Annotated in this window: 1 protein-coding gene; it reads right to left on the reverse strand. The window is 41.7% G+C overall.

Annotation, left to right across the window (positions count from 1 at the left end; genetic code table 11):
- Positions 1–15: 15 nt before the first annotated feature.
- The coding region (locus LI288_RS14220) for a transposase (RefSeq protein ID WP_227091095.1) at positions 16–374 on the reverse strand (359 nt) is incomplete at its 5' end.

The raw sequence follows: 374 nt of genomic DNA on the forward strand, positions 1-374 counted from the left end.
GCTTTGTTTATTGTATCAATCACGCAGGATACTTCCAATGTTTCTGAAAGTGTCCAGGCTATGATTTTTCTGGAAAATAAATCCATAATACTGGTCAGATAGACAAATCCGTCTATTGTCCAGATGTGCATCTTGGGCATCGCGTAATTCACGTCTGAGACGAGCGATTTCCTTCTGCTCATCGGATGCGTAATTACCAGAACCCCGAGCAAGAATATCACCAGATTCCCGGAAGTCTTTCAGCCACTTTGTTAGTGTGCTGTATCCGATGCCAAGATTTTCAGCACATCCACGTACACCGAGATCTTTATGATCTTGATAATACTGGATTGCATCAAGTTTAAATTGTTTGTCATGTTGCGTTGCCATATGAG

The sequence above is a fragment of the Lachnospira pectinoschiza genome (assembly GCF_020564355.1).
Classification (GTDB): Bacteria; Bacillota; Clostridia; order Lachnospirales; family Lachnospiraceae; genus Lachnospira; species Lachnospira intestinalis.